Genomic DNA, 25592 nt, shown 5'->3' on the forward strand with positions numbered 1-25592 from the left:
GCCAGCCGGGGATCTCCGCGGTCACCACCAGAGTGAGTCGAGGCGGCTCTCGATGGCGCGGATGTGCAGGCGGGCGCAGCTCTCGCAGAAGTGGAGACGGCGTCCGTCCTCCACGGAGCTGAGCCAGGTCACGGGGACGGTGTCGCCTTCGGCGGTGGTGCCGCACCGGGCGCACACCGCACCTCCCGCAACGGGCGGTTCGGCCTGCTCCGGCTCCTCGGCGTGTTCCGGCTCCTCGGCGTGTTCCGGCTTCTCTGCGTGTTCCAGCCTCTCGGGCTGTTCGGGGGGCTCGGGTTGTTCGTCCACCTGCTGACGATATCCCCGCGACCGGACGCCCGGCAGCGCGAACGCCCTGGGGGGCCGCCCGTGTCCGGACAGCCCCCCAGGGCGTGATGGCTGCGCTGATCAGTGCGTTGACGGTCCGTGCGAGTCCGTCAGTGCATGACCGCCATGGCCAGCGCGCGGCGGGCGCGCAGCGAGGCGCGCTCCGCCCGGCGCTGCATCCGGCGGGCGGAGAGCAGGCGGACCGACTGGCGGTCCTCCTGGGCCTCCCGCAGGCGGTCGTGCATATGCGCACGTGCCAGGGCTTCTGGGATGAGTTGCATTTCGCGGGTCCTGTTCTGGCGCGAGTCGTTCGCGCCGATGATGGTGACGTCGGGGGTTGCGGAGCCGACGGGCTCCTTCGTGGGGGTGGTCATGAGTGCCTGATTCCGGGGGTCATGTGTGGAGGGACGGTCGATCGTTCCGAAGCGCGGACTGCGGGCGGGGGCGGGGACCCCACAGACCGTGTTCACGCTGCGACCGGGTTCTTGCGCGGACGGCCACGCGGACGCTTGCGGGCCACGACGACACCCTGGACGAAGAGCTCGCCGCCCCAGACACCCCACGGCTCGCGGCGGTCCTTGGCACCGGCGAGGCAGGCCTCGACGAGCGGGCAGGTGCGGCAGAGGGACTTGGCGTACTCGACGTCGGCGGGCGACTCGGCGAAGAAGACCTCCGGGTCGTAGGAGCGGCACGGGACGGGCACACCGAGGTTCTCGATGGCGTCGTCGAGCGCGGTGAGCGTGGTGAGCGGGGTCAAGGTGGAGTCCTCCGTGGAGCCGGGCGGCGCGATCGGGGTGGAAAGAGGTACTGACGGGGCGTGCGTTTCGGTGTGCACGGTGGGTGGTGTCCTCGTCTGGTCGTGCCGGCCTGTTGGCCGGTTGGCGGCTTCTGGTACCAGGTCCTGCTTGTCCCGAGGCTCCTTCGTTCCGTTCCGTCCGTTCGGACAAAACAAAAGGGCCGCGGATCCCGAGTGGGGTTCCGCGGCCCTGAAGGCGCCGGCCTGATGCTGGATCAGGCTGGATCGCTCCAGGGTTCAGGCCCACGGAAGGCCCACATCGTGTGGTTCTGCATCTGCGTCTGCGTCTTGACTCCGGCACCGGCTGCCGCAAAGGCATAGGCCTGAGCCTGTGCTGCCTTCGCTACTGCTGCCGCCGGTGCCTCGATCGGTCGCTCATTACGCTCCCGCGTCACGGGGAGGCTCGCCGGGCACAGCGGACGCGCGGCGGAAATGCCGGACAGACCGGTGGCGTGGAGCGAGACAGCCGCAGAGCGGGTGAGATCGAGCGAGCAGGCGGAGACGACCGAAAGATCGGTCATTTTCTGGGTTTCGATGATGCTGATCACTTCAATCGCCTCCTCTCGGCGTCTCATGGGACCGGCCGGGGCCGGTCCTGCGTATTCGGATAAGTACAGCTGAGTACAGCACGGAACCAGGGCTTCAGAGAAGTCGCTGTTCCCGTGGTTAAGAACCTATGGTGACGACTGGTGCGGGCGCAAACTATTTTCTGGACGAGTTTTCCTCAGGTGCCGTCGGCACCCTCTTCAGGCTCGTGATCAAGCGTCTCACCTGCGCAGATAGCCAGAACATCGGCGCCGAAGCGGCTCAGCTTCCGGTTGCCGACACCGGCGATGACGACCAGCTCGCCCTCGGTGGACGGCACGGCCTCGGCGATCGCCATGAGGGTCTTCTCGGTGAAGACGCAGTAGTCGGGCTGGCCGAGCAGCGCCGCCTGGCCGGCGCGCCAGTCGTGGAGCCGCTCGTACAGCGCCTCGTCCATGTCGGAGGGGCACTCCACGCAGCGCATCAGCTTCATCTCGCCCGCGTCGGTGAGCGTCCGGCCGCAGACCCGGCAGCGCACCGGGCTCCGCGGCTTGCGCTCGACGGCCGGGGACCGTCCGATCGCAGCGGCCCGGCCGGTGCCCCGGTCGATCCCGCCGCCCCCGCCGACGCCGCCCCGCCCGCCGGACCCCGTCGAGCCCGGCCGCAGCCCGTTCAGGAAGCGGGTCGGCTTGCGGCCTCCCCGGCCGCCCGGCGACCGGGAGAGCGCCCAGGAGAGCGAGAGGTGGACGCGGGCGCGGGTGATCCCGACGTACAGCAGGCGGCGCTCCTCCTCGACCTGCTCGTCCGTCCTGGCGTAGGCGATCGGCATCATGCCCTCGGTCAGGCCGACCAGGAACACGGCGTCCCATTCGAGGCCCTTGGCGGCGTGCAGCGAGGCCAGGGTCACCCCCTGGACCGTCGGGGCGTGCTGGGCGGCCGCCCGTTCGTCGAGCTCCCGGACCAGGTCGGTCAGGGTCGCCCCCGGGGCCGCGGCCTCGAAGTCCTCGGCGAGGCGCACCAGCGCGGCCAGCGACTCCCAGCGGTCGCGCACGGAGCCCGATCCGGCGGGCGGGCGCGTGGTCCAGCCCTTGGTGGAGAGCACCGCCCGCACCTGGGAGGCCAGGTCCTCCGCCCCGTCGAGGAGGGAGTCGTTGCGCCCGGCACGGGCCGCGCCGCGCAGGGCGGTGCCCGCCTCCCGGACCTCGGCCCGCTCGAAGAACCGCTCGGCGCCGCGCAGCTGGTAGGGGACCCCGGCGTCCGCGAGGGCCTGCTCGTAGACCTCGGACTGGGAGTTGACCCGGTAGAGCACGGCGATCTCACCGGCCGGTACGCCCGCGGCGACGAGGTCGCGGATGCGCCGGGCGGTCGACTCGGCCTCGGTGGGCTCGTCCCCGTACTCCGTGTAGACCGGCTCGGGTCCCTTGTCGCGCTGCGAGACCAGCTCCAGGCGGTGGTCGGCGGCCTTCCCGTGGGCCTGGCTGAGGAGGCCGTTGGCGAGGTGGACGACCTGGGGGGTGGAGCGGTAGTCCCGGACCAGCTTGACGACCGTCGCCCCGGGGTGGCGGGTGCGGAAGTTCAGCAGGTGGTCGGGGGTGGCCCCGGTGAAGGAGTAGATCGTCTGGCTGGCGTCGCCGACGACGCAGAGATTGTCCCGGTCGCCGACCCAGAGGTCGAGCAGCCGCTGCTGGAGCGGGCTCACGTCCTGGTACTCGTCGACGACGAAGTGCTGGTACTGGCCGCGCACGTGGTCGGCGATGTCGCCCCGGTCCTGGAGGATGCCGACCATCAGCAGCAGCACGTCCTCGAAGTCGATCACCGAGCGGTCGCGCTTGAGCTGTTCGTACGCGGAGTAGATCTGGGAGAGCACCGCCGGGTCCCGGGGGGCGTCCCGCTGGGTCTTGGCGACGGCCGCCGCGTAGTCGGCGGGGACGGTCTGGGTGACCTTGGCCCACTCGATCTCGCTGGTGACGTCCCGCAGCTCGGTGCGGTCGAGCCGGATCTCGCAGCGGGCGGCGGCCTCGGCGACGAGCTGCACCTTCCGTTCCAGCAGCCGGGGCAGCTCGCCGCCGACGGCTTTCGGCCAGAAATACTGGAGCTGCCGGAGCGCGGCGGAGTGGAAGGTGCGCGCCTGGACGCCGGTCGCGCCGAGCTGGCGGAGGCGGCCGCGCATCTCTCCGGCGGCGCGGTTGGTGAACGTGACGGCGAGGACCGTGGCGGGCTGGAGGATGCCCGCCCGCACCCCGTACGCGATGCGGTGGGTGATCGCGCGGGTCTTGCCCGTACCGGCTCCGGCCAGGACGCACACCGGTCCGTGCAGGGCGAGCGCCACCTCGCGCTGCTCGGGGTCGAGCCCGTCGAGCACGGCGTCCGGGGTCTCGGGTACCTGCGGGAAGAGGGTGGAGTGCGTTGCTGCTGTCACCCCGCCATGCTGCCAGGTTCCCGGGGGCGGATGCGGCGGTTGTCCACAGGCGTGAGCTGTTCGTCGTACCGGTGCGGGCGGTGCGAGGCCGGGCACGGGGCCGGTCCGGGAGCAGCCCGGAGGCCGGCCGGGGCCGGAGCAGCGCTGGTGCCGGTCGGTCCCGGAGCAGCCCGGAGGTCCGTCGGCAGCGGAGCAGCCCTGAGGTCGGCCGATCCCGAAGCAGCCCGGAGGCCGGCCGGTCCCAGCGCAGCCCCGGCGCCGAGTCATTCCCGAGCAGCCCCGGCGCCGGTCCCGGGCGGGCGGGAGCGGCCGGTCGCGGGTCCGGGCCGGCGTCGCGGGAATGGTGGTCGCCTCGCGTACGTTCCTTAACCTTGCGGGAGCGCTGCGGTGAGCGGCCGGGCCGCATGTGACGCTGCCGGCCGCGCAGCGGTACGGACGAGACGAAGGAGCGCCAGCGACATGGCGGGCACTGTGACGATGTACAGCACCACCTGGTGCGGCTACTGCCGTCGGCTGAAGAGCCAGATGGACCGCGAGGGCATCGCGTACAACGAGGTCAACATCGAGCACGACCCGGAGTCGGCCGCGTTCGTCGAGAAGGCGAATGGCGGAAACCAGACGGTCCCCACCCTGCTGATCGTGGCCCCCTCGGGCACCGAGTCGGTCATGACGAACCCCTCGCTCGCCCAGGTGAAGCAGGCGCTCGCCGCCTGATCCGGCACGAGCGACGGTCCGTCGCGCGTACGACTGCCCCCGGCACCGCCGGGGGCAGTCGTGTGTCCGGGGGGCGGCCTCAGGTCGTCCGGTTCACGGCGCCGGGCTTCGGGAGCGGCTTGCCGTACCAGAGCTCGATCAGACGGGACGCGATGGAGATGCCGAACGGAGGCATGATCTCGCCGGACTCGAAGGCGGCGGTGAGGTCCTCGCGGGAGAACCAGCGGGCCTCCTCGATCTCCTCGCCGTCGACCTGGATGTCGAAGGACGTGGCCCGCGCCATGAATCCGAGCATGAGGCTGGAGGGGAACGGCCACGGCTGACTGGCGATGTACTCGACCTCGCCGACCGTGATCCCGGCCTCCTCGTAGACCTCACGGGCCACGGACTGCTCGATGGACTCCCCCGGCTCGACGAATCCGGCGAGCGTGGAGAAGCGGCCCTCGGGCCAGTGCACCTGGCGGCCCAGCAGCGCCCGGTCCCGGTCGTCGGTGACCAGCATGATCACCGCCGGGTCGGTGCGCGGGTAGTGCTCGGCCCCGCAGGCCTGGCAGCGGCGGATGTGGCCGGCCGCCGCGATGACGGTGCGCTCGCCGCAGCGGGAGCAGAACCGGTGGAGCCGCTGCCAGTTCTCCAGGGCGACGGCGTGCACCATCAGCCCCGCGTCCCGGGGGCCGAGGAGCAGACCCGCTTCGCGGAGTCCGGCCGGGCGGGCCGACTGGTCCATGCGGCCGGGCAGCGAGTCCTTCTGGAGCGCGAAGTAGCTGACGCCGTCCTCGTCGGTACCGAGGAAGTACCGGTGGGTCTCGGTGACCGGGGCCTCGAAGGCCGGGGTCATGACGATCTCGGTGCCCCCGTCGGGGGTGTCGTCGATCAGCACCTGCCCGCCGGAGACGACGAACACGCGGGTCGTCGGGTGACTCCACGCCACGGCCAGCCACGCTTCGTCGAGACGGTGGTGAGCCGCGCGGTCGATGCCGCTCGGCGCGGTGAGGCCGATCGGGCGGTCTGCGGTGGCGTTGTCGAAGGTGCTCACAGGTGCTTTCTACTCCCCCTGGGTGGATCGGGCGTACGGATTCGGTCGTACGGAGGTGGGGCGGGGTTCATCGGCCGAGCGCCGCGGCCAGTTCGCCCCACAGGTGGGCGGTCGTCTCCACGCCCTTGAGCAGCAGGTCCAGCTCGACCTTCTCGTCGGGGGCGTGCCAGCCGTCGGAGGGTACGGAGACGCCGAGGAAGAGGACGGGGGCGCCGAGCACGTCCCGGAGGTCGGCGGCGGGTCCGGAGCCTCCTTCGCGGGTGAAGAGGATCTCGCGTCCGAAGGCCCGGCCCATCGCGCGGGCCACGGCCTGGAGGGCGGGGTGGTCCAGCGGGGTGAGGCAGGGGCGGGTGGCGGGCTGGAAGGTGATGGTGTGCCGGATGCCCGCCGGTACGCGGGACTCCGCCCAGGCGCGGACGGCCTTCTCGATGTCGTCGGGTTCCTGGCCGTCGACCAGCCGGAAGCTGATCTTCACCAGGGCGGAGGAGGGGATGATCGTCTTGCTTCCCGCGCCCTGGTAGCCGCCGCCGATGCCGTTGACCTCGGCGGTCGGGCGGGCCCAGACGCGCTCCAGCGTGGAGTACCCGGCCTCGCCGGACGCGGCGCCCGACTTGGCGGTGCGCAGCCATGCGGCCTCGTCGAAGGGCAGTTCGGCGAAGAGCGCCCGTTCGCGGTCGGTGAGCTCGGTGACACCGTCGTAGAAGCCGGGGACGGCGACCCTTCCGTCCTCGTCGTGAAGGGCGGCGACCAGCCGGGCGATCTCGGTGGCCGGGTTGGGGACGGCGCCGCCGAACGATCCGGAGTGGATGTCCTGGGCGGGCCCGGACAGCCGGATCTCGCACTCGGCCAGGCCGCGCATGCCGGTGCAGACGGTCGGGGTGTCCTCGTCCCACATGCCGGTGTCCGAGACGATCACCGCGTCGGCGGCGAGCCGGTCGGCGTGCTGCTCGGCCAGGGCGCGGAAGTGGGCGGAGCCGGACTCCTCCTCGCCCTCGATCAGCAGCTTGAGGGTGACGGCGGGGGTGGTGCGGCCGGTCGCGGCGAGGTGGGCACGGACGCCCAGGGTGTGGAAGAACACCTGGCCCTTGTCGTCGGCCGCGCCGCGTCCGTACATCCGGCCGTCCCGGATCACCGGCTCGAACGGGTCGGTCGCCCAGCCGTCCTCGCGGGCGGCGGGCTGGACGTCGTGGTGGCCGTAGACCAGGACGGTCGGGGCGCCGGGGTCATCGCTCGGCCACTCGGCGAAGACCGCGGGGGCGCCGGGGGTCTCCCAGATCTCGGTGACCGGGAAGCCGGTCTCCTTGAGCTTGGCGTTCAGCCACTCGGCGCTGCGCCGTACGTCCCCGGCGTGCTCCGGCTGCGCGGACACGGAGGGGATGCGCAGCCACTCGGCGAGGTCGTCGAGGAAGGCGGCGCGGTGCTGTTCGGTGTACGTACGGACGGCGCTGTCCGGGGTCTCGCTCATGTTCTTGAGCCTATCCGGCCCCGGGGGCGTCCTGCCGGACGGCCCTGGGGCCTCCGGCTAGAGGTCCGGCTCCTCCAGCAGGATCCGCTCCAGCTCGGCCCGGCCGGGCAGTCCCCGTGGATGGACGGTCTCGCCCGTGCGGACGTAGAGGAAGGTGGCGGTGACCGCGTCCAGCGGCAGATCGTGCAGCTCGGCCCAGGCCAGCCGGTAGACGGCGAGCTGGAGGGGGTCGGCGGTGCGGTGGCGGGTGGTCTTCCAGTCGACGATCTCGTAGGTGTCGCCCGTGCGGTAGACGGCGTCGATCCGGCCCCGGATCACCCGGCCCGCCAGGGTGATCTGGAAGGGGGTCTCGACGCGGTACGGCGTGCGCCGGGCGTACGCGGTGCGTTCGAAGGCCTCCTTCAGCTCGGCGAGGTCCCGCTCGTCGGCGATCTCCGGATCGCTCCCGTCGCCGCCGGGCAGTTCGTCGGGGCCCAGCATGGGCAGCGGCAGCTCCTCGTACCGGGACTCCACCCAGGCGTGGAACCGGGTGCCCCGGCGGGCGGCGGGCTGCGGCGGTCGGGGCATGGGCCGGGCCAGCTCCCGGGCGAAGGCGTCGGGGTCCTCGGCCAGCCGGAGCAGCTGGGTGGCGGAGAGGGCGGCGGGCACGAGGACCTCGCGCACGGTGGCGCGGGCACGGCGCAGCTCTCCGGCGAGGGAGTCCAGGTCCCGGTCCCAGGAGGCGAGGGTGCGGGCCTCCTCGGGGGTGAGCGGGTCGTCCGGGTCGTCCGGGTGGTCCGGGGTCGGCCGCCCCTGCGGGTCCTCCTGCGGGTCCCTCTGCGGTTCGCGCGCGGCCCGGCCGGCCTCCTCCGGGTGGCGGGCGGCCGGGATGTGCGGTGCTGCGCCCGGGGCCGGCGCCCGTTCCCGTACGGGCTCCGAGGCTGTGTCCGGAACGGGTCCCGCGGGGCGTTCGGCGGGGAGCGTGTCCCAGTCCCCGTCCCAGCCCTCGTCGGCCGGTGGCTCGTCGAGAGAGGGCTCGTCGAGAGGGGGCTCGTCGTGCCAGGGCTCGTACGCCGGCAGGCCCTCGGGGCCGGGCCCGGACTCCGGCACCCGGTCCTCCCCCTGGCCGGCCATGCGCTCCAGGTGCGCCAGCACCGTGTCGCGGGCGGCGCGGCGGCGGGCCAGGGCGTCGGCGTCGAGCGGGAGCGGCCAGGCCAGGTCGGCGTCGTGCTCGGCGAGGGCCGGGTTCTCCTCGTCCTCGACGGGCTCGTCCGCCCATGCCTCGATCTCGCCGTGGCCCGCGGCGCAGTGCTCGTACAGCGCCTCCAGGAAGGCGGACGGTCCGCGCGTCCGCTTCTGGGACGGCCCCCACCAGTGACCGGAGCCGAGGAGCAGGGAGCGGGGGCGGGTGAAGGTGACGTAGCCGAGGCGCAGCTCCTCCGTGTGCTGGTGCTCCTTCATCTCCTCCTTGAACGCCTTGATCCCCCGGGCGTCATAGGTGTCCAGGGCGGGGAGCGTCGCCGCGTCGCCGCGCAGGGCGTGCGGGAGCACCTTGGCCTGGGCGGTCCAGGCGTCCCGGGACCGGCTGCTGGGGAACTGGCCGGTGACCAGGCCGGGGACGGCGACGACGTCCCACTCCAGGCCCTTGGACTTGTGGGCGGTGAGGACCTTGACGGTGTTCTCGCCGCCGGGAAGCGCGTTGTCGAGGCCCTTCTCGTACTGCGCGGCGGTCCGCAGGAAGCCCAGGAAGGCGAGCAGCGACGCCTCGCCGTCCAGGGCGGCGAACCGGGCCGCCATGTCCAGGAAGTTGGCCAGCGTCTCGCGGCGGCGGGCGGCCAGTGCCTGCGGGGACGCGGACAGCTCGACCTCCAGGCCGGTGGTGGCCAGGACCCGGTGCAGGACGTCCATCAGGGGGTCCGCGAGCGAGCGGCGCAGGTCGCGCAGCTCTCCGGCGAGTCGGGCGAAGCGGACGCGGGCGTCGGCGGAGAACGGCAGCCCGTCGTCGGCCGTGTCCCCCGCGACCAGGAAGGTGTCCAGGGCGTCCGCGAGCGATATCACCTCCGCCGGGTCCGTGCCCTCGACGGCCTCCGCGAGCCGCTGGTCCGCGTCGGCGTCGTCCTCCTGGCCCGACCGGTGGACGAGGAGGCGGGCGCGGCGGCCGAGGAGCGCGAGGTCGCGGGGGCCGATGCGCCAGCGCGGGCCGGTGAGGAGACGGACCAGGGACGCGTTGGCCCCCGGGTCCTGGAGCACCTCGCAGACGGCGACCAGGTCGGCCACCTCGGGCAGATGCAGCAGTCCGGCGAGGCCGACGACCTCGACGGGGATGTCCCGGGCGACCAGGGCCGCCTGGATCTCGGGAAAGTCCCCGGCGGTGCGGCACAGGACGGCGATCTCGCCGGGCGGGGTGCCGGTGCGCACGAGGTGGGCGAGGGAGTCGGCGAGCCAGTCGATCTCCTCGGTGTGCGTGCGCAGCAGGGCGCACCGGACCACGCCGTCGCGCTCCGCGCCCGGCGCCGGGCGGAGCGCCTCGACGCCCTCGTGCATCGCGCGCAGCGGTTCGGCGAGGCCGTTGGCGAGCTGGAGGAGGCGGCCGCCGCTGCGCCGGTTCTCGCTGAGGCTGTAGCGGGTGGCGGGGGTGCCGTCGGCGTGCGGGAAGTGCTCGGGGAAGTCGTCGAGGTTGGCGACGGACGCGCCGCGCCAGCCGTAGATCGCCTGGCAGGGGTCACCGACGGCGGTCACCGCGTGGCCGGTGGGGGCGTGGCCGGTGGGCACGTGACCGGTAGGGGCGTGGCCGGTAGGGGCGTGGCCGGTCACCGCGTCACCCGTGGGCGCACGGCCCGGGGCCGGCCGGGCGGCCGGCCCCGGCTCCGTGCCACCGCCGCTGTCCCTACCGGTTCCGCCGCTGTCCCTGCCGATTCCGCCGCTGTCCCTACCGGTTCCGCCGCTGCCGAACAGCGCCGAGAGCAGCAGGCGCTGGGCCACCGACGTGTCCTGGTACTCGTCGAGGAGGACGACCCGGAACTCCTCGCGCAGGATCCTCCCGACCTCCGGCCGGGTCAGCGCCAGCTCGGCGGAGAGGGCGATCTGGTCGCCGAAGTCCAGCAGGTCGCGGCTGCGCTTGGCGGCCCGGTAGCGCTCGGTGAGGCCGAGGAGCGAGCGGCGGGCCTCGGCGGCTTCGGGGATCTTGCGCAGATCGGCGTTGCTCAGCTTGGCGGCGGCCAGGTCGCGCAGCAGTCCGGTGTCGTACGTCTCCAGGGTCCCCGGCCGTACGAGGTGTTCGGACAGCTCCCCGTCGAGCGCGAGGAGATCGCTGACCAGGGTGGAGAAAGAGCGCGTGAGCGCCGGATACGGCCCCGGGGCCTCGCGCAGCACCTTGGCCGCCAGCTGGTAACGCGTGGCGTCGGCGAGGAGGCGGGTGGAGGGCTCCAGGCCGATGCGCAGGCCGTGCTCGGTGAGGAGGCGGCCGGCGAAGGCGTGGTAGGTGGAGATGGTGGGCTCGCCCGGGGGGTGGTCCGGGTCGATGACGTCGGGGTCGGTGACCCCGGCGGCGATCAGGGCCTTGCGCACGCGTTCGGCCAGCTCGCCCGCCGCCTTGTTGGTGAAGGTGAGACCGAGGACCTGCTCGGGCGCGACCTGTCCGGTGCCCACCAGCCAGACCACGCGGGCGGCCATCACCGTGGTCTTGCCCGACCCGGCCCCGGCCACGATCACCTGCGGGGCGGGCGGCGCGATGATGCAGGCCGTCTGCTCCGGGGTGAACGGAATCCCGAGGAGCTCCTTGAGCTGCTCGGGATCGGTGATGCGCGGGGACACCCGGACAACGGTAACCGGGACCGCCGACACCTCGGGCCCACGCCCGCGAAAGCCCGGCCGCAGGGGACGAAGGCGCTACTCCACCACCTGCCGCCCCTCCGGCTGCGCACTGCACGAGGCCCGGAAGGTGCAGTGGGAGCAGTGCGTCCCGGTGGTGGGCGTGAACCGTTCGTCCAGGACCTTCCCGGCGGCGGTGGCGAGGAGGTCCAGGACCCACTCCCCCGCCAGCGGCTCCTGTGCCTGGACCCTGGGGAAGGCGTCGCCGCCCTCCTTCCTGGGGGCGGGCTGTCGGAGCTGGACCAGTTCGGCGCCGCCCGGTTCGGGGCGGTCGCCGCCGAAGGCCTCGTCGACCGCGCCCTCGCGGACGGCGAGCTGGTAGACGGCGAGCTGGGGGTGGGCGGCGACCTCGTCCTTGGTCGGCGCGCCCTTGCCGGTCTTGAAGTCGACGACGTACGCCCGGCCCTCGGTGTCCTGCTCGACCCGGTCCATCGAGCCCCGGATGCGGACGGCGTACTCCCCCGCCTCCAGCGTCACGTCGAAGTCCTGCTCACTCGCGGTGGGGGTCCGGCCGCCCCGGTCCAGGACGTGCCAGTGCAGGAAGCGTTCCAGGGCGGCGCGGGCCTCGCCCTTCTCCTGCTCGGACTTCCACGGGGCGTCGAAGGCGAGGCCGTTCCAGACGGAGTCCAGGCGTTCCATGAGGACGTCCAGGTCGGCGGGGGTCCGGCCGGAGGCGACCTCGTCGGCGAGTACGTGGACGACGTTGCCGAATCCCTGGGCGGCGGTGGCCGGGGCGTCGGCCTTCACCTCGCGGCCCAGGAACCACTGGAGGGCGCAGGTGTTGGCGAGCTGGTCCAGGGCGGAGCCGGAGAGGGCGACGGGCTGGTCGCGGTCGCGCAGCGGGACGGCGGAGCGGGTCGGCTCCTCCAGGCCCCACCAGCGGTACGGGTGGGCCGCGGGCACCAGCGGCTGCCCCTCGTCGTCGGTGAGCGCGGCGAGCCGGGCGAGCCGCTCGGCGGCGGCCTCGCGCAGCGCGGCGGACGCGGCCGGGTCGACGGTGGTGGCGCGCAGTTCGGCGACGAGCGCGGCGACGGCGAGGGGGCGGCGCGGGCGGCCGGTGACGTCGCGGGGCTCGACACCGAGCTCGGTGAGGAAGCGGGACGGCTGGTCCCCGTCGTCGGCGGGGGCCTTCACTGCGGTGACGATCAGGCGGTCGCGGGCGCGGGTGGCGGCGACGTAGAAGAGCCGGCGCTCCTCGGCGAGGAGGGCGCCGGGCGTGAGGGGTTCGGCGAGGCCGTCGCGGCCGATGCGGTCCGCCTCCAGGAGGGAGCCCCGGCGGCGGAGGTCGGGCCACAGCCCTTCCTGGACCCCGGCGACGACGACGAGCCGCCATTCCAGGCCCTTGGAGCGGTGGGCGGTCATCAGGCGTACGGCGTCGGGACGGGCGGTCCGCCGGGAGAGGGTGTCCGCGGCGATGTCCTGGGCGTCGACCTCTTCCAGGAAGTTGAGGGCCCCGCGGCCGCCGGTGCGCTCCTCGGCGCGCGCGGCCGTGTCGAACAGGGCGCACACCGCGTCGAGATCGCGGTCGGCGTTGCGCCCGCCCGCCCCGCCGCGCAGCGCGGCCCGCTCCAGCCGGCCGGGCCAGGGCGTGCCGTTCCACAGGGTCCACAGGGCCTCCTCGGCGGTGCCGCCGCCTTCGAGGAGCTCGCGGGCCTTGCGCAGGAGCGCGCCGAGTCGCTGCGCCCCGTGGGCGTACGCCGGGTCGTGCGTGACGAGGCGTTCGGGCTCGGCGAGGGCGCGGGCCAGCAGCTCGTCGGAGGGGGCGGGGATCCGTATCCCGGCGGCGCGTTCCTCGTCGCGCAGGGCGCGGCCGAGGCGGCGCAGGTCCGCGGCGTCCATGGAGCCGAGCGGGGAGGTGAGGAGGGTGAGCGCGGTCTCGGTGTCGAGCCAGGACGTCGTCCCGGCCTCCGCACCGCCCGGACCGCCGGTCCCGCCCGGGGCCGCTCCGCCCTCGGTCCGGTCCGCCTCAGCGCCCTGCTCCTGGTCCGGGTCCGCCGCCGGGTCCGGGCCGTGGCCTCGGTCTTGCTCCGGGCCAGGGACCTGATCAGGGTCCGGGTCCGCCGCCGGGTCCAGTTCCGCTGCCGGGTCCAGGCCTTGGTCTTGGTCTTGGCCTTGCTGCGGGTCCGGGCCCTGCTCCTGCTCCGGGCCCCGCTGCTGCTCCGGGCCTTGGTCTTGCTCCGGGTCCGGGCCCCGCTGCTGCTCCCGGCCCTGGCCCTCCTGGTGCTCCGGGCCCTGGCCCTGGTCCCGCTCCGGGTACGCCTCCGCCTCCGGGGGCTGGGGGTGCAGTGCTGCCGTCGCCACCGCCCGCAGCGCCGTCAGCAGCGGGGCGACGGCCGGTTCGTGGCGCAGCGGGAGGTCGTCGCCGTCGACCTCCAGGGGGACGCCGGCGGAGGTGAGGGCGCGGCGGACGGCGGGCAGGGAGCGGCCTCCGGCCCGTACCAGCACCGCCATCTCCTGCCACGGCACCCCGTCCTCCAGGTGGGCGCGGCGCAGCAGGTCCGCGATGTTCTCCAGCTCCGTGGACGCGGTCGGGTAGGTGTACGTCTCGACGTGGCCGCCGTCCCGGACGGCGTGCGGCTCGCGGTGGGCGCGGACCGTGTCGGCGGGCAGCCGGTTCAGCGGCATCCGGCGGGTGAGCAGCCGGGTCGCCGCCAGCAGCGCGGCCCCGGAGCGGCGTGAGGTAGTGAGGACGCCGACGGGCGCGGGACGCCCGTCGGCCCGGCGGAAGGTGTCCGGGAAGTCCAGGATGCCGTTCACATCGGCGCCGCGGAACGTGTAGATCGACTGGTCGGGGTCGCCGAAGGCGATCAGCGTCCGCCCGGCGCGCGCGCCCTGGCCGGGCGCGCTCCCGCTTCCCGCCTCCTCTCCGCGCCCCCGGGTCTGCTCCGGCGCGCGCCCCCGGTTTCCGGCCAGCGCGTGCAGCAGGCGCACCTGGGCGGGGTCGGTGTCCTGGTACTCGTCGACGTACACCGCGTCGTACCGGCCGGCCAGCTCCGCCGCGACCTCGGGGCGCTCGGCGAGCAGGACCGCGCGGTGCACCAGCTCGGCGTAGTCGAGGACGCCCTGGGCGTCGAGGATGTCGAGGTACTCGGCGAGGAACTGGGCCGCCGCGCCCCAGTCCGGGCGGCCGGTGCGGCGGGCGAAGTCGGCCAGCGCGTCCGGGCCGAGGCCCAGCTCACGGCTGCGGGCCAGCACGGCCCGCACCTCGTCGGCGAAGCCGCGCGTGGTCAGGCAGGCGCGCAGTTCGTCCGGCCAGCGGACCCGGGCCAGGCCCTCCTTCTCCAGGTCGAGCTGGCCCGCGAGCAGTTCGCGGACGGTGACGTCCTGTTCGGGCCCGGACAGCAGGCGCAGCGGATCGGCGAACAGGTCGGCGTCCTGATGGGCCCGGACCAGGGCGTAGCAGTACGAGTGGAACGTGGTGGCCTGCGGGCCCCGGGCCGCCCCGAGACGGGCCGCCATCCGGTCGCGCAGTTCGACGGCGGCCTTGCGGCTGAAGGTGAGGACGAGGATGCGGGCGGGGTCGCCGCCGCGGTTCACCCGGGCGGCGACGGATTCGACGAGGGTGGTGGTCTTGCCGGTGCCCGGACCGGCGAGGACCAGCAGCGGGCCGCCGGGGTGATCAACCACCGCGCGCTGGCCTGCGTCCAGGAGAGGGGGATCCACCGAACCCGGCGGGGTGCGCACCAGTCGGTACGCGGCCGTGGTCCGCGGCCGTGACTCGCGGTGCGGACTGTGCCGGGTGGAGGAGGAGCTCACGTGGATCGCCGGTCCTGGTGGGTGTACAGGTGATGAGGAACTGATTCGGGGCAGGCGGAACAGCCCGGAGAGAGGGGCGGAGCGTGCCGCGCGATGACGACGCTACGCCAGCGACGGCGCGGGAGGCGGCGGCCGCGCTGCGTCCCTCGTCACGTCGGCGGCCGCGTCGGGCCGCTCCTGCCGGGGGCGCATGGCGGAAGCTGTCAGGTGTGAGCTTCCTCGCCCGGACCGCCCGCGCCACGCTCGCCCGTACCGGCGGAGCCCGCACCGCCCGGACCGGCGGAGCCCGCGCCACGTTCCTTCGTACCGCCGGAGCCCGGGACGCCGGGCCTGCCCGTGCCGCCGGAGCCCGTGCCGCCGGAGTCACCGGTCCCGCCCGGCTGCCGGCCGTCCCAGCGGGCACGGCGCATGTCGATGCGCGGGAGGTGGCCCTCCGCCTGGCGGGACGCCTCGCGCAGCGGAGTCGACTCCGCGCGGTAGTGGTCCAGCGCCCGCAGCTCGTGGGCGGGGAGCAGCGTGCCGTCGGCGCGGACGACGCGCCACCACGGCACGGCCGCCCCGTACAGCGCCATCACCCGGCCGACCTGCCGGGGGCCGCCCTCGCCCAGCCACTCCGCGATGTCGCCGTACGTCATCACCCGGCCGGGCGGAATCAGCTCGGCCACGTCGAGCACCCGCTCCGCGTACTCCGGCAGCTCCGGATGGTCCGGCGGTCCGGCGCCGGGCGGGGCGGTGCCGAGGCCGCCCCCGTCCGTCTGGTCCTGGCTCATCCGCCCCATCCTGCCGTACGCCACCGACAGCCCGGCCGAAACGGTGTCCGCCCGGGTACACAGCGTGCACGTGGGGGCAAAGGAGCGTATGTTGCGCTTCCCGCGCCCGTGCGATGCACCCTGATGCCCTCCTCCGTCTACGGGCCGTGCCACCATCATGCGGGCGGTGACCGGTGATACCAGAACACGAAGACGAACCAGAGGCGACGAAGGAGCAGGGCGTGCAGCCACCGAAGGCGGCGGACGCCTCCGATGCCGGAGAGCGCCCGCAGGGTGCTCCCGAGTCCTCCGCGTCGCCCCGTGCCGCCGCCGGACCGGCCCGTGCCGACGGCCCCACGGCGTCCACCACCGGGCATCTGGCCGGCTCGACGCTCGCCTCCGCCGAGGCCGCCTTGACCGACCGGGTCTCCGGGGACGAGCCGCTGCTCCCCGCCCGGGTGCACCGCCCCTCCGACCTGCTGCGGCTGCTCATCGGCGTCTGCGCGATCGCGGTGCTGCTGTCGATCGCCGCGTTCGCCCAGGGCACCACCACCGGACTTGAGGACGACATCTCCAAGGGCACCCAGCAGGCGCCCGATCTGCTGATCAAGATGGCGGGTCTGGTGTCCAGCATCGCCGTGCTGCTGGTGCCGGTCGCCTTCGCCATCGAACGCCTCATCAAACGGGACGGGCTCCGTATCGCGGACGGGGTGCTCGCCGCCGTGCTCGCCCACGGGGTGACCCTCGCGACCGACCTCTGGGTCTCGCGGACCGCGCCCGGCACCATCCAGGACGCACTGACCCAGCCGCAGACGACGGGAGGTCTGACCGATCCGGTGCACGGCTATCTCGCGCCGGTCATCGCGTACATGACGGCGGTCGGGATGGCGCGGCGGCCGCGCTGGCGCGTGGTGCTGTGGGTGGTGCTGCTGCTCGACGCGTTCGCGATGCTGGTCGGCGGGTACACCACTCCGTTCTCGATCGTCCTCACCGTGCTGATCGGCTGGACGGTGGCGTACGGAACGCTGTACGCGGTCGGCTCGCCGAACGTCCGTCCCACCGGCCAGCACCTGATGGCGGGTCTGCGGCACGTCGGATTCCGCCCGGTCGCGGCGATGCGCACCGAGGAGGCCCTGGACAAGGACAGCACCGACCAGGGCGACCGGGGGCGGCGCTACCTGGTCACGCTGGAGGACGGGCCGCCGCTGGACGTCACCGTCGTCGACCGGGAACAGCAGGCCCAGGGGTTCTTCTACCGGGCCTGGCGGCGGATCACGCTGCGCACCCTCACCCAGCGGCGCTCGATCCAGTCGCTGCGCCAGGCGCTGGAGCAGGAGGCGCTGCTCGCGTACGCGGCCATCGCCGCCGGGGCGAACGCGCCCAAGCTGATCGCCACGTCGGAGCTGGGCCCCGACGCGGTGATGCTGGTCTACGAGCACATCGGCGGCCGGTCGCTGGACCAGATGGAGGACGAGGAGATCACCGACGATCTGGTGCGCGGCGCCTGGCGTCAGGTGGAGGCCCTCCAGTCGCGACGGATCGCCCACCGGCGGCTGACCGGCGACGCGCTGCTGGTGGATCGTTCCGGCAGGGCGTTCGTGACGGACCTGCGCGGCGGCGAGATCGCCGCGGGCGATCTGGTGCTGCGGATGGACGTGGCCCAGCTGCTGACCACGCTGGGCCTGCGGGTGGGGGCCGAGCGGTCGGTCGCCGGGGCGCTGGCCGTGCTCGGCCCGGACGCGGTGGCGGACTGCCTGCCGCTGCTCCAGCCGATCGCGCTGAGCCGCTCCACGCGGGCGGCGCTGCGCCGGATCGCCCGCGAGCGCTCCCAGCGCGAGCGGGAGGCGGTGGTGGAGGCCTCGCACGCGGCCAAGCAGGCTCGGGCGGAGCAGGCGAGGACCGAACAGCCGGCGGGCGGCCCCGCGCCCGGGTCCAAGGCGGAGTCCAAGGCCGAGCGGAAGTCGCAGCGCACCGAGAAGCAGGCCGAGAAGCGCGCCATCGACGATGCGCTGGAGGAGGCCCGCGAGGAGGATCTGCTCGCCCAGATCCGCCGTCAGGTGCTGCTGATCCGCCCGCAGGCCCCGGTCGAGCCGGTCCGTCTGGAGCGGATCAAGCCGCGCACCCTGTTCAGCTTCATCGCCGGGGCCATCGCCGCGTACTTCCTGATCTCGCAGGTCACCCAGGCCGACTTCGGGACGGTCGTGGAGCAGGCGGAGTGGGGCTGGGTGGCGGCCGCCCTCGGTTTCTCGGCGCTGAGCTACGTGGCGGCGGCGATGAGCCTGCTGGGCTTCGTGCCCGAGCGGGTGTCCTTCCTGAAGACCGTGCAGGCGCAGGTGGCCGGCTCGTTCGTGAAGATCGTCGCCCCCGCGGCGGTCGGCGGCGTGGCGCTGAACACGCGCTTCCTCCAGCGGGCCGGGGTACGCCCCGGTCTCGCGGTGGCGAGCGTCGGGGCCTCCCAGCTCTTCGGGCTCGGCGCCCACATCATGCTGCTGGCGCTGTTCGGCTATCTCACGGGTACGGAGAAGACGCCGGACTCGCTGACCCCGTCCCGGACCGTGATCGCGGGTCTGCTGACGGTCGCGGTCCTGGTGCTGGTGGTGACGGCGATCCCGTTCCTGCGGAAGTTCGTCGTGACCCGGGTGCGCTCGCTGTTCGCCGGGGTCGTGCCGCGCATGCTGGACGTGGTGCAGCGGCCGCAGAAGCTGCTCACCGGCATCGGCGGCATGCTGCTGCTGACCGGGCTGTTCGTGCTCTGTCTGGATGCCTCGATCCGGGCGTTCAGCGGGCCGGACGTCCCCCAGCTGAGTTACGCGAGCATCGCGGTGGTCTTCCTCGCCGGGAACGCGCTCGGCTCGGCCGCCCCGACGCCGGGCGGTATGGGTGCGGTCGAGGGGGCCCTGACGCTGGGCCTGATCGCGGTCGGGCTGCCGAAGGAGGTCGCGGCGCCCGCGGTGCTGCTGTACCGCGTGATGACGCTGTGGCTGCCGGTGCTGCCGGGGTGGCTCGCCTTCAACCAGCTGACCCGCAAGGGCGAGCTGTGAGGGCGGGTCGGGAACAGGCGCCTCCGGACGGCGGCACCGGCCCCGCCGCCACCCGCATGGACCGCGCCCGGCCGCGCGCCCCGGCGGCCCGCAGCACGATGGGGGCATGAGGACTTCCCCCGCCCTGCGCGCCGCCGCCCTCGCCGCCACCGCCACCGTGCTGCTGCCGCTGGCGGCCTGTTCGGACGACGGCGACGGGGAGGGGTCCTCGACACCGACCGGGGCCTCGACCGCCTCGCCGACCGCCACCGCCGACGACCTGTCCTCGCAGGAGCTGGAGTGGTCCCCCTGCCCGGCCCCGAACACGGCCCAGGGCGGCGGCGAGTCACCGTCCCCGCTGCCCGGCGGTGTGGTGTGGGAGTGCTCCTTCATGGACGTCCCCCTCGACTACGCGAAGCCGGACGGCCGCACGATCGAACTGGCGCTGGTCCGGGCCAGGGCCAAGGACCAGCAGCGGCGGATCGGCTCGCTGGTGTTCAACTTCGGCGGGCCCGGCGCGTCCGGCGTCGCGACGCTGCCCGCGTTCGGCACCGACTACGACCGGCTCCGCACCCGGTACGACCTGGTGAGCTTCGACCCGCGCGGGGTCGGCCGCAGCGAGGGCGTCCAGTGCGCCGACGACGCCCAGCTGGACGCCCTCTACCAGGAGGACTCCACCCCGGACGACGCGGCCGAGGAGAAGCAGTTCGTCCAGGGGCAGAAGGACTTCATCGCGGACTGCGAGGAGAACTCCGGCCCCGAACTCCCCTTCGTGGGCACGACGAACGCCGCCCGCGACATGGATCTGCTGCGGACGGTGCTGGGCGACGACCAGCTGCACTACTTCGGCATCTCCTACGGCACCGAGCTGGGCGGCGTGTACGCCCACCTGTTCCCGGACAAGGTCGGCCGGGCGGTCTTCGACGCGGTCGTCGACCCCACGAAGAACGCCGAGCAGTCCTCCCTCGGCCAGGCCGAGGGGTTCCAGCTCGCCCTGGACAACTTCACGAAGGACTGCGCGGAACGCGACGACTGCGCCCTGCCCGGGGCCACCCCGCAGGAGGTGGAGCAGGGCATCGCCGACCTCCTGGGCGAGCTGGAGGAGGAGCCCGTCGACGGGCTCGGCGACCGGGTCCTGACACAGACGCTGGCCACCACCGGTATCGCGTCGGCGCTCTACTCCCAGGAGACCTGGCCGCTGCTGGAGCAGGGCCTGGACGAGGCGGGCGGCGGGAACGGCGGGCTGCTGCTCGCTCTGGCCGACTCCCTCAACGGCCGCTCGGAGGACGGGCGGTACGACAACTCCAACGCCGCGAACATCGCCATCAACTGCGCCGACAGCAAGCAGCGGTTCACCCTGGAGCAGACGAAGGCGGCGCTGCCCGAGTTCCGCAAGGCGTCCCCGCTGTTCGGGGAGTATCTGGGCTGGGGGCTGATGAGCTGCACCGGTTGGCCGGTGGCGGGCGCCTGGGAGACCCCGGACGTCAGCGCCCCCGGAGCCGCGCCGATCCTGGTCATCGGCAACACCGGCGACCCGGCGACCCCGTACGCCGGCGCGAAGGCGATGGTGCGGCAGCTCGGCCAAGGCGTCGGCGTGGAGCTGACGTACCGGGGCGAGGGGCACGGGGCGTACAACAGCGGGGACACGTGCGTGCAGCGGGCCGTGGACGGCTATCTGCTGAACGGCCGGGTCCCGGAGTCCGGCACGGTCTGCGGCTGATCCCGCCCCGGCGGACAGGAGGGCCGCAGAGGGGTCCGGCGCAGTCTGCGGACATCGCCGCCGATCCCGCCCCGGCGGGCGGGAGGGCCTGCGGAGAGTGTCCGGCCGCCCAGTCTGCGGTCGATCCCGCCCCGGCGGACACCGCGGCCTGCGGGGCCCGGCATGCGAACGGGGCCGGTCCGCGATGTGCGGACCGGCCCCTTCGACGTCCTGCCCGTGCTGGTGGACCGAACGCCCTGCGCTTCCTAGTAGACCGGCTTCTCGGGCTCGATCTGGTTGACCCAGCCGATCACGCCGCCGCCCACGTGCACCGCGTCGGCGAAGCCCGCGGACTTGAGGACCGCGAGGACCTCGGCGCTGCGGACACCGGTCTTGCAGTGCAGGACGATGCGCCTGTCCTGCGGGAGGTCCTGGAGGGCGGTCCCCATGAGGAACTCGTTCTTCGGGATCAGCTTCGCGCCGGGAATCGAGACGATCTCGTACTCGTTCGGCTCGCGGACGTCGATGATCTCGATCTTCTCGTCGCCGTCGACCCACTCCTTGAGCTGCTGGGGAGTGATCGTCGCGCCGAGCGCCGCCTCCTGTGCCTCCTCGGACACGACACCGCAGAAGGCCTCGTAGTCGATGAGCTCGGTGACGGTGGGGTTCTCGCCACAGATGGCGCAGTCGGGGTCCTTGCGGACCTTGACCTGGCGGTACTGCATCTCCAGGGCGTCGTAGATCATCAGCCGGCCGACGAGCGGGTCGCCGACACCGGCGAGCAGCTTGATGGCCTCGGTGACCTGGATGGAGCCGACGGACGCGCAGAGCACGCCCAGCACGCCGCCCTCGGCGCAGGAGGGGACCATGCCCGGCGGCGGGGGCTCCGGGTAGAGGCAGCGGTAGCAGGGGCCGTGCTCGGACCAGAACACGGAGGCCTGGCCGTCGAAGCGGTAGATCGAGCCCCACACGTACGGCTTGTTCAGCAGCACCGCGGCGTCGTTGACGAGATAGCGGGTGGCGAAGTTGTCCGTGCCGTCCACGATCAGGTCGTACTGCGCGAAGATGTCCATCACGTTGTCGGCTTCGAGCCGCGTCTCGTGGAGGACGACGTTCACGTACGGGTTGATGCCGAGCACCGAGTCCTTGGCCGACTGCGCCTTGGAGCGGCCGATGTCGGACTGGCTGTGGATGATCTGGCGCTGCAGGTTCGACTCGTCGACCTCGTCGAACTCGATGATGCCGAGCGTGCCGACACCGGCCGCGGCCAGGTACATCAGGGCCGGCGAGCCGAGGCCGCCGGCGCCGACACACAGCACCTTGGCGTTCTTCAGACGCTTCTGTCCGTCCATCCCGACATCCGGGATGATCAGGTGGCGGGAGTACCTGCGGACCTCGTCGACGGTGAGCTCAGCAGCTGGCTCGACCAGGGGTGGCAGCGACACAGGAACCTCAACAATGCAGGTGGTCGGATTCTACGCAGACCGGCTTCTTACGGTCGGCTACGTACGGTTGTTCTCCCCGTAACACTGCCACGCCCCTTCTCATTCCGAGATACCAGGTCCGATCCGCGAGACGATTTCGTCCCAGTAGCTGGGCAGCGCCGCAAAGGGATCACTTTGTCCGCTTCGGCCGTCCCGGTCGTTCCGGTCGGTGAAGAAGATCGTCCCGGCGCCCTGCCAGCGGGCGACGCGCATGGCCTCCTCCAGGTGGGTGCGCGGGACGCCGTGGACGAAGTGCGCGAACCGCTCCGGCGGGTAGTCGGCCGTCCACTCGGCCACCTGGGACCAGCGGTAGTCGGTCCACGGCCCCTGGAAGGTGACCAGTTGGTCGGCGGCCTCCGCGTACCCGGGATACGGGTGGGCGCCGTGGCCCAGCACGAGGCGGCCCCCGCCGTCCGCGCTGTCGCTCTCCGCCAGGAGGGCGTGCAGGGTCCCGGTGAGCCGCCGGACGGCGGGCAGCCGGGCGCGGTCGGCGGGGCAGCGGGCGAGGTAGAAGCCGCCGATGCGGTACCAGTCGATGAAGGACCGGGCGTCGGCGATCAGCTCCTCGAAGGGCCGCTCGCCGTGGGCCAGGTCGAGATGGCCGAGCAGTCGGCCGCCGAAGGCGCGGACGGTGTCGTCCGGGGCCTCGCCGTGCAGGGCGCGTTCACGGGCGTTGCGCAGCCGGCCCGCCGCCTCCAGGCAGTGCGGGTCGGGCCGGGAGCCGGGGCCGTTGGCGATGTTGAGGACGGCCCAGTGCAGCGGGGTGCCGGGGCGGGCCAGCTCGGCCCATTCGGCGGGGGCGAGCAGCGGATGGGCGTAGCCCGGGACACCGAAACCGAGCTGTTCGCCGCCCGCGGTCCGGCGGGCGTCCGCGGGGGCGGTCAGATGCGGCACGCCGCCTCCATCCAGATGTCCGCGAGGGACTCCTCCAGGTTGATCCGGGGCCGCCAGCCGAGCCGGTCCCGCGCGGTGCGCACGTCGGCCTGCTGCCAGGCTCCGCAGCCGTCCGGATACGGGGACGGGGTGGCGGAGAGGTGTTCCATGACGGATTCGGCGGAGGTGCGCGGGGCTCCGATGGGCAGCCGCGGCGGCGGCGATTCCAGCTCGTGGAGCGCGCCCGCGTACCCGGCGACGCGGGCCAGCACCGCGGCGGCGTCCCGGAGCCGGACGGCGCGCCCGGTGCCGATGTTGACGACGCCCTGGGCGGCGGAGAGCGAGGCGGCGTGGACGGCCCGCGCCACGTCCCGTACGTCGACGAAGTCGCGCTGCACGCCGAGCCCGCTGAGCTTGAGTTCGCCGTCGCCCGCCTGCATGGCCCGGCGCATGGCCTCGGCGAGCCGGCCGAGCGGGGAGCCGGCCGGGGTGCCGGGGCCGACCGGTGAGAAGACGCGCAGGACGACGGCGTCGAGTCCGGAGCCGAGGACCAGTTCGGTGGCGGCGAGCTTGCTGACGCCGTACGGGCCGCCGGGGCGCGGGGCCGCGTCCTCGGCCGTGGAGGACCCGGGCTGCGAGGGCCCGTACTCCGAGGCGCAGCCGACCTGCACGAGCCGGGCCCCGCAGCCGCTGCGGCGCAGCGCCTCGCAGACGGTCGCGACGGCGACGGTGTTGTGGCGGGTGAGGTCCCGGGCGTTGCCGCGGGTGGCGCCCGCGCAGTTGACGACGACCCCCGGGTGGACGGCGTCCAGGAATCGGGTCAGGGCCCCGGGGCTGCCGCCCGCGAGGTCGAACCGGACGTCGGCGTCGTCGCCGCGCCCGAGGGCCGTGAGATGGACGGCGGGGTCGGCGAGGAGGCGGTCGGCGACGAATCGGCCGAGGAATCCGTTGGCTCCGAGCAGCAGCACCCTCATCGCGCACCGCCTCGGTGCCGACGGCTCACTGCCGGTGCGGGGGACTGGGGGGTCATGGCGGGTTTCTCCTAGGTCAGTCGGTCGTACGGTGCCGGGCGAGGCCCGCGGCGTCGGCTCCGCGGGGGTGATACGGGGTGATACGGGGTCGTGCGGGGTGGTACGTCGGGGGGGCCGGCCGGGACCGGGCCCTGTCGGCCCCGGGTCCCTCGTCAGACCCGGGTGTGGGCGGAGGCGCGGGAGAGCGCGAGGGCGGCGTGCAGCAGGAGTGCGAGGGCGGCCCCGCCGCAGGCGAGGGCGGACACACCTCCCGTCCCGCCTGCCGAGACGAGAGCGTCCACAGGCTGGGCCAGGGGTTCGAGGCCGGGGAGCCGGGCGCCGAGGACGAGGGCCGGGGCGGCGGCCTCGACGGCGCAGGCGGCGGCGAGGGCGACGGTGCCCGGCTCGGGCAGTCCGTGCACGGCGAGCAGCCGGGCCACGAAGAACAGCACCCCGAGGGCGACGGCCGCCACGGGCACACCGCCTCCGCCGAGAGCGAGGTCGGCCAGATACAGCAGGGGCAGCAGCGCGCCGAGGAAGAGGGAGACGGCTGCCAGGAGCAGGGGGCGCACGCCCGCGCCGAACTCCTCCAGGGCGCGGCTGCCGGAGAGTTTGCGGTGGGCACGGACGGTGAAGAGGTGGGCGCACCAGGCGGCCGGGGCGACGGCGGCGGCGAGGCCGAGCAGCGGGGCGGGGCTGCCGCCCCAGGGGCCGTCCGGGCCGCCGGTCATGACCTGGGCGAGCAGTTCCTCGCCGTACACCGCGTAGCTGAGCAGCCAGCAGGCGTACATGCCGGCGCGGCCCGCTCCCTCGGGGGCGCGCAGGGGCCCCCGGCCCAGGCACGCCCGGAGCGCCAGACAGGCGAGGAGCGCGCCGACGACCGTGACGAGGGCGCGCGTCCCGTCCCCGAGGACGCCCTCGGTGGCCCGGAGCAGCCCGGCGGTCGCGAGACAGGCGGCCCCGGGAAGCAGGGCGAGGAGGGTCCAGCCGGCCCACCCGTCGGTGCCGGGACCGGGGCCGGGCCGGGTTCCGGGGGCTCCGCCGAAGGCCGGGGCGTGCGCCCGGGGCGGCATACGGGCGTACAACTCCTCGGCGAGGGCGAAGACGTCCCGGTGGCGGTAGCGGGCGGCCGTGCGGTCGGTGAGGCCGTGGGCCTCCAGGCCGGCGGCGATCTCCAGCGGGTCCACGGCCCGTTCGCACAGGTCGCGGTGGTCGTGCAGCAGGGTTTTCACCGGGTCGGCCGGACCCCGCCGGGCCGTGGCGCCCGACGCCCGGCGGCCCGAGGCGCGGTGAGGTATCTCCGCAGCGCGTTCCGGGGCGGCTGTGGAGGTCGTCGCCGGGGTGTCCGGACGGGTCATCGGGAGGTCTCCGTGGTCGTGAAGCGTCGGTTCGGGGAGGTCCGGGCGGCGAGCCGCCGGGGCGAGGAGGTCCGGGGCGGGGAGAACCGGACCGCCGTGGTGGGCCGGGCAGCGGACCGCCCGACCGAGGAAGGCCGGGCGGCGGAAGCCCCGCTCGGGGACAGCCCGGACGCGACGGCCGGGACCGCGATGGGCCAAGGCGCCGAAAGCCGGGGGGAGGAGGGACTGACCGCTGCGGAAGGCCGGGCGGCGGACTGCCGGGCCGGGAAGGACCGGGCAACGGAAGCCCCGCGCGGGAAGAGCCCGGACGCGAAGGCCGGGACCGCGAAGGACCGGGGCGCCGGGGTCGGCCGGGCCGGGGAAGACCGGGGCATGACCGACTGGGCGGCGAACCGCCGCGGCGGGCAGGGACGGGCCGCCGCGGAAGGCCGGGCGGCAGCCCGCCGGGCCGGAGAAAGCCGGGCAGCGGGCGCCCCGCCCGCGCACCGCCCGACCGCGCAGGTCCGAGGCGCGCA

17 protein-coding genes are annotated in these 25592 nt (G+C 74.1%); 3 read left to right on the top strand and 14 right to left on the bottom strand.

Features of this window, described 5'->3' with window-relative positions:
• Positions 1 to 21: 21 nt before the first annotated feature.
• From KME66_RS09635 to KME66_RS09655, 5 genes are all read right to left on the bottom strand, one after another.
• A complete protein-coding gene (locus tag KME66_RS09635) occupies positions 22 to 306 on the bottom strand; it encodes a hypothetical protein (RefSeq protein ID WP_216329813.1) in 285 nt (94 codons plus the stop codon).
• A gap of 128 nt (positions 307 to 434) precedes the next feature.
• Entirely contained in the window at positions 435 to 698 is a 264-nt protein-coding gene (locus KME66_RS09640) for a hypothetical protein (protein WP_236726210.1), read from the bottom strand.
• 92 nt (positions 699 to 790) lie between these two features.
• Positions 791 to 1159: a WhiB family transcriptional regulator gene (locus tag KME66_RS09645; protein WP_073214882.1), complete on the bottom strand. Its 369-nt coding sequence runs from the start codon at positions 1157 to 1159 to the stop codon at positions 791 to 793.
• Between the two features lie 176 nt (positions 1160 to 1335).
• A complete protein-coding gene (locus KME66_RS09650; protein WP_216321014.1) occupies positions 1336 to 1668 on the bottom strand; it encodes a hypothetical protein in 333 nt (110 codons plus the stop codon).
• A gap of 176 nt (positions 1669 to 1844) precedes the next feature.
• The gene (locus KME66_RS09655; RefSeq protein ID WP_216321017.1) at positions 1845 to 4064 is read right to left on the bottom strand and encodes an ATP-dependent DNA helicase UvrD2; all 2220 of its coding nucleotides are present in this window, start codon (positions 4062 to 4064) and stop codon (positions 1845 to 1847) included.
• 459 nt (positions 4065 to 4523) lie between these two features.
• Between KME66_RS09655 and KME66_RS09660 the strand changes: the two genes are divergently transcribed.
• Positions 4524 to 4778, top strand: a complete 255-nt coding sequence (locus KME66_RS09660; protein WP_006127421.1) for a glutaredoxin domain-containing protein — start codon at positions 4524 to 4526, stop codon at positions 4776 to 4778.
• Positions 4779 to 4857: 79 nt separating this feature from the next.
• On the opposite strand, the gene nudC is transcribed toward KME66_RS09660, so the two are convergent.
• From nudC to KME66_RS09685, 5 genes are all read right to left on the bottom strand, one after another.
• Positions 4858 to 5814 (bottom strand): NAD(+) diphosphatase, encoded by a 957-nt coding sequence (gene nudC / locus KME66_RS09665; RefSeq protein WP_073214891.1) that lies wholly within the window; start codon positions 5812 to 5814, stop codon positions 4858 to 4860.
• 67 nt (positions 5815 to 5881) lie between these two features.
• A complete protein-coding gene (locus KME66_RS09670) occupies positions 5882 to 7279 on the bottom strand; it encodes a dipeptidase (protein ID WP_216321019.1) in 1398 nt (465 codons plus the stop codon).
• 57 nt (positions 7280 to 7336) lie between these two features.
• Positions 7337 to 11071 carry an ATP-dependent DNA helicase gene (locus KME66_RS09675; protein ID WP_216321023.1) on the bottom strand — a complete coding sequence of 1245 codons (3735 nt, stop codon included), beginning with the start codon at positions 11069 to 11071 and terminating at the stop codon, positions 7337 to 7339.
• 75 nt (positions 11072 to 11146) lie between these two features.
• On the bottom strand, positions 11147 to 14884 hold the full coding sequence (locus tag KME66_RS09680; RefSeq protein WP_216321026.1) for a UvrD-helicase domain-containing protein: 3738 nt from the start codon (positions 14882 to 14884) through the stop codon (positions 11147 to 11149).
• Between the two features lie 203 nt (positions 14885 to 15087).
• Positions 15088 to 15654 carry an MGMT family protein gene (locus KME66_RS09685; RefSeq protein WP_216321030.1) on the bottom strand — a complete coding sequence of 189 codons (567 nt, stop codon included), beginning with the start codon at positions 15652 to 15654 and terminating at the stop codon, positions 15088 to 15090.
• 221 nt (positions 15655 to 15875) lie between these two features.
• Here KME66_RS09685 and KME66_RS09690 point away from each other — a divergent pair, with 221 nt between their 5' ends.
• Positions 15876 to 18674: a lysylphosphatidylglycerol synthase domain-containing protein gene (locus KME66_RS09690; protein ID WP_216321033.1), complete on the top strand. Its 2799-nt coding sequence runs from the start codon at positions 15876 to 15878 to the stop codon at positions 18672 to 18674.
• Positions 18675 to 18780: 106 nt separating this feature from the next.
• A complete protein-coding gene (locus KME66_RS09695) occupies positions 18781 to 20373 on the top strand; it encodes an alpha/beta hydrolase (protein ID WP_073214903.1) in 1593 nt (530 codons plus the stop codon).
• A gap of 245 nt (positions 20374 to 20618) precedes the next feature.
• Here the strand turns inward: KME66_RS09695 and moeZ are convergent, their stop codons facing one another.
• The 4 genes from moeZ to KME66_RS09715 form a co-directional block, all read right to left on the bottom strand.
• The gene (moeZ, locus tag KME66_RS09700) at positions 20619 to 21797 is read right to left on the bottom strand and encodes an adenylyltransferase/sulfurtransferase MoeZ (RefSeq protein WP_073214905.1); all 1179 of its coding nucleotides are present in this window, start codon (positions 21795 to 21797) and stop codon (positions 20619 to 20621) included.
• A 99-nt stretch (positions 21798 to 21896) separates the two neighbouring features.
• Positions 21897 to 22730 carry a spherulation-specific family 4 protein gene (locus KME66_RS09705; RefSeq protein WP_073214908.1) on the bottom strand — a complete coding sequence of 278 codons (834 nt, stop codon included), beginning with the start codon at positions 22728 to 22730 and terminating at the stop codon, positions 21897 to 21899.
• Complete coding sequence (locus KME66_RS09710) at positions 22718 to 23683, bottom strand: NAD(P)-dependent oxidoreductase (protein WP_073214911.1); 966 nt, start codon at positions 23681 to 23683, stop codon at positions 22718 to 22720. The genes KME66_RS09705 and KME66_RS09710 overlap by 13 nt, the downstream gene beginning before the upstream one ends.
• 209 nt (positions 23684 to 23892) lie before the next feature.
• Complete coding sequence (locus KME66_RS09715) at positions 23893 to 25077, bottom strand: hypothetical protein (protein WP_253208273.1); 1185 nt, start codon at positions 25075 to 25077, stop codon at positions 23893 to 23895.
• Between the last annotated feature and the right edge of the window lie 515 nt (positions 25078 to 25592).

Origin of the sequence: Streptomyces sp. YPW6 (genome assembly GCF_018866325.1) — a bacterium.
In the GTDB taxonomy this organism is placed as follows: Bacteria; Actinomycetota; Actinomycetes; order Streptomycetales; family Streptomycetaceae; genus Streptomyces.

What these genes read in the sequence shown, in the direction of transcription:
- KME66_RS09715 (WP_253208273.1), bottom strand. Translation starts at nt 25,077, where the DNA reads ATGACCCGTCCGGACACCCCGGCGACGACCTCCACAGCCGCCCCGGAA.
- KME66_RS09660 (WP_006127421.1), top strand. Translation starts at nt 4,524, where the DNA reads ATGGCGGGCACTGTGACGATGTACAGCACCACCTGGTGCGGCTACTGC.
- KME66_RS09695 (WP_073214903.1), top strand. Translation starts at nt 18,781, where the DNA reads ATGAGGACTTCCCCCGCCCTGCGCGCCGCCGCCCTCGCCGCCACCGCC.
- KME66_RS09710 (WP_073214911.1), bottom strand. Translation starts at nt 23,683, where the DNA reads ATGAGGGTGCTGCTGCTCGGAGCCAACGGATTCCTCGGCCGATTCGTC.
- KME66_RS09670 (WP_216321019.1), bottom strand. Translation starts at nt 7,279, where the DNA reads ATGAGCGAGACCCCGGACAGCGCCGTCCGTACGTACACCGAACAGCAC.
- KME66_RS09685 (WP_216321030.1), bottom strand. Translation starts at nt 15,654, where the DNA reads ATGAGCCAGGACCAGACGGACGGGGGCGGCCTCGGCACCGCCCCGCCC.
- KME66_RS09640 (WP_236726210.1), bottom strand. Translation starts at nt 698, where the DNA reads ATGACCACCCCCACGAAGGAGCCCGTCGGCTCCGCAACCCCCGACGTC.